We start from the raw sequence: 2,879 nt of genomic DNA on the forward strand, positions 1-2,879 counted from the left end.
TCCTTCCCGTTTAGTTGCTTCCTTCCATTCCTGATAGGTTTGAGATAAAGTCATAAACACCTCTCTATCCTCAGTTTCTAGGATGTTATTTATTTCCATACTAACCCGCCAACTAATCAATAATTCCAGGATATTTTCCCGGAAAGCATTACCTTGAGGTAATTCTAACAATTCTCCCACCGCTTGGTTTTGAGTTTTTCCCCGTCCTAATAATCTTAACCAGAGAGTCTCAGCCGTCACAGGCAATTGATTAATAGCGATAATTGCCGTGCGATAAAGCGAGGGAAGAAAATAGACTCCTTCTGGCCAATCTGGCTCTAATTTTGCCCCAAATCCTCCTAAAACAGTGATACCAGCCGAAGGGGATAAAATCCACAAACGAGGGGCATTGTTTTCATTGTAGCTCTGATTTTCTCGTTTAGCTTGTCTTTGCAGTTCGGCTAAAATCGCCAAAAGTTTCGCTAAACAATTACGAATCTCGCTACGATTGGGAGGATTGCGATAGGGTTCAATTAAGACAGTATTAAGGACAATTCTGCCTAATAATCCCAGATAATCGGGGTTTGGTTCGGGATTGGGGGAAAAAAATAAATCTATCTGTCGGGTTTCGTCGCTGACTTCTTTGCTGATTTCGACGGTTCCCAGGGGAGAAAGTAATTGTTCAAGGTAATTTTTGGCAAATTGGTCATGGGGTTTCATGGACTGAGCAGTTAATCGATAATTCTCAATTGTATAGTTATTAAAAAAGTGGGTTTAAATAACCCACTTCTCAAATGATGATTAGTAGTTTTTGGAATCTGAATTTTCAAATTGTGCCAGAAACTATGAGCAGCCATGGCAATTATTCTCCTTGTCAATAGTGAGCAATTGCAAGATTATACTACCTCTTCGAGAAAATCATAAATTTTGTCTAATTGTTCCAAGGTCACTAAACCGTACTGCCAGAGAATCATCGGTAAATGAATTTTATCAGATTGGATCGATCGCTCGGCCATAGCGATCGATTCTTGGGGAAGGGACAATTCCTCTTGTAGAAATCGTCGGAATTGGGAATAGGCAATCGTGGACATAGGGGGACTTTTTCCTCAATAGTATATCTCGTAATTTCAATAAAACACCACCTGATCGGTTTCAATGACAGTTAGTCCTGCGACCGTTTTTCTGTATCTAAGCTATCTCGATGATAGAGAGTGCTTTTCTAAAAATCGCTGGCTCTCTTACAAATAGTCCCGTTAGATCCAGTAGAATTTTGTCTCTGTTTAATCTATAGCAAGGGTAAAGATTATTCAATCTATAACTTGATAGACTATAAAAATCTTGATCTATATGGTTATATCTTAAACAGCATAAATGCGTAATAGCTTCTAAAAGCCATACTTAATATTTCCAGACAAGGGACACCTTCTATAAGAAAGTTAACCCCATTTTCAAAAATCAAGGTCTTGAGATAAACTCAATCTTAATTTTATCTCCTTCTTTCACTCCTAATTCTTTCGCTCGACCCCCAGCTAGTTCGATCACTTGATTAACCATGGTGTTTGGCCCATAGACAGGACAAGGATCCACAGCACAAGGGGGAACATTGAGCAAAACTGCTTTTACTATACCATCTTTTAGAAAAATCATGTCTAGAGGAATCGAGACATTTTTCATCCAAAACCCGGCCACCAGAGGTTGTGCAAAGGGAAATAGCATACCGCGATTTTTCTGCAAAGACGAGCGATACATTAAACCCTTGGCCTGTTGTTCGCTGGTTTGAGCAACTTCTAACTCAATCATCTCACCATTAATATCTGCTTTGGCCGTGATCGGTAATATTTGCCCTTGATTCTCAGTCGTAATCTGAGCCATCGAACTATTATTACCATTGAGATTAGTCGATTGACAACTCAGCAGCAACAAACCTAAAAATAATGTTAACTTGATCTTGAGCATAAATGATTTTTTACCAGTCATCACCAATAGTTATCAATACTTAATTTTCCTAGGATAAGTGGAGAATTAAGTAGATAAGACATTAACACAAAGTGGCGACAAAAAATATAAAGATAGTATTAAAAATATCTAGCATGGGGGTGAGCATCCTTCCTTGAGGATTGTTAGAACGTATATACTAGGAAAGTTCTCAAATTTATTTGCCGATTTTCCCCCTCAATTTTGCCCTAGTCCGGCAGCAGTCGATCGCCTTCGTGGGTTAAAATACCACTTATCTATATGATCGATTATTGTAGGCTCAGGAGCAATCACCATGACCGCGGAAAGTATGTTATTTAATGGGCCGATCGTGGCGATCGTTCTCGTCCTCGTCGGATTAGCTTGGGGTTTTCTCCTCCTCAAAATCCAAGGTGGAGAAGCGGAATAGCTTGTTTTTCGGTTCATGGTTACTTTATTAGTAATCATGAACTACTTTTTTCCCTTCAAAAGTAATTAAGAAAAAATCAATAACTAAAATTTTCTACCCACACCTATGACCACTCCCACGATCGAGTTTTTTGTCGGTTTATCAGAAGAATTAAGCGGTGTTAGTCTCCGCAAAAATAAAAGTACTGGGATTCGCAATGTCCTGATGACTTTTAAAACCCTGAAAGCGATCGAACGTTTCCAAAGTTTCACCACCCGTACCTACGGTGATCTCCGTCTCACCGATGAGGAAGGAGTGATTACAGTTATTCCCAACTCGACTAAGTTTATTTTTGGAGGAGATGAAGGGGATGAAATTCAACGGGTAGAATGTGGTTTTGAAATCACCGATGAACACTGGGAGCGTTTTATGCGCTTTATGAATCGTTACGCGGCAGCTAACGGGATGGGTTATCAGGATAAGTGAGAAGTGGGGTGATGGGGTGTAGGGTGTAGGGTGTAGGGTGTGGGGTGTGGGG

At 39.9% G+C, this 2,879-nt stretch carries 5 protein-coding genes; 2 read left to right on the forward strand and 3 right to left on the reverse strand.

Going from position 1 to position 2,879, the window contains the following annotated elements:
• The 3 genes from IQ242_RS21495 to IQ242_RS21505 form a co-directional block, all read right to left on the reverse strand.
• Positions 1-699, reverse strand: a 699-nt coding sequence (locus tag IQ242_RS21495; RefSeq protein ID WP_193961349.1) for a flagellar assembly protein H, incomplete at its 3' end; no start/stop codon positions are given.
• A gap of 176 nt (positions 700-875) precedes the next feature.
• Entirely contained in the window at positions 876-1,070 is a 195-nt protein-coding gene (locus tag IQ242_RS21500; protein WP_002757016.1) for a DUF2949 domain-containing protein, read from the reverse strand.
• 364 nt (positions 1,071-1,434) lie between these two features.
• Entirely contained in the window at positions 1,435-1,956 is a 522-nt protein-coding gene (locus IQ242_RS21505; RefSeq protein ID WP_193961350.1) for a DUF192 domain-containing protein, read from the reverse strand.
• A 292-nt stretch (positions 1,957-2,248) separates the two neighbouring features.
• On the opposite strand from IQ242_RS21505, the gene IQ242_RS21510 reads away from it, so the two are divergent.
• Both IQ242_RS21510 and psb28 read left to right on the forward strand, forming a co-directional pair.
• Positions 2,249-2,362 (forward strand): PetM family cytochrome b6-f complex subunit 7, encoded by a 114-nt coding sequence (locus IQ242_RS21510; RefSeq protein WP_002731506.1) that lies wholly within the window; start codon positions 2,249-2,251, stop codon positions 2,360-2,362.
• A 105-nt stretch (positions 2,363-2,467) separates the two neighbouring features.
• The gene (psb28, locus tag IQ242_RS21515) at positions 2,468-2,827 is read left to right on the forward strand and encodes a photosystem II reaction center protein Psb28 (RefSeq protein ID WP_002789257.1); all 360 of its coding nucleotides are present in this window, start codon (positions 2,468-2,470) and stop codon (positions 2,825-2,827) included.
• The last annotated feature ends 52 nt before the right edge of the window (positions 2,828-2,879 follow it).

The organism is Microcystis sp. LEGE 08355 (assembly GCF_015207185.1).
GTDB lineage: Bacteria > Cyanobacteriota > Cyanobacteriia > Cyanobacteriales > Microcystaceae > Microcystis > Microcystis panniformis.

Excerpts from the sequence above, each read along its gene's own strand:
- IQ242_RS21500 (WP_002757016.1), bottom strand. The coding sequence starts at position 1,070 with ATGTCCACGATTGCCTATTCCCAATTCCGACGATTTCTACAAGAGGAA.
- psb28 (WP_002789257.1), top strand. The coding sequence starts at position 2,468 with ATGACCACTCCCACGATCGAGTTTTTTGTCGGTTTATCAGAAGAATTA.
- IQ242_RS21510 (WP_002731506.1), top strand. The coding sequence starts at position 2,249 with ATGACCGCGGAAAGTATGTTATTTAATGGGCCGATCGTGGCGATCGTT.
- IQ242_RS21505 (WP_193961350.1), bottom strand. The coding sequence starts at position 1,956 with ATGACTGGTAAAAAATCATTTATGCTCAAGATCAAGTTAACATTATTT.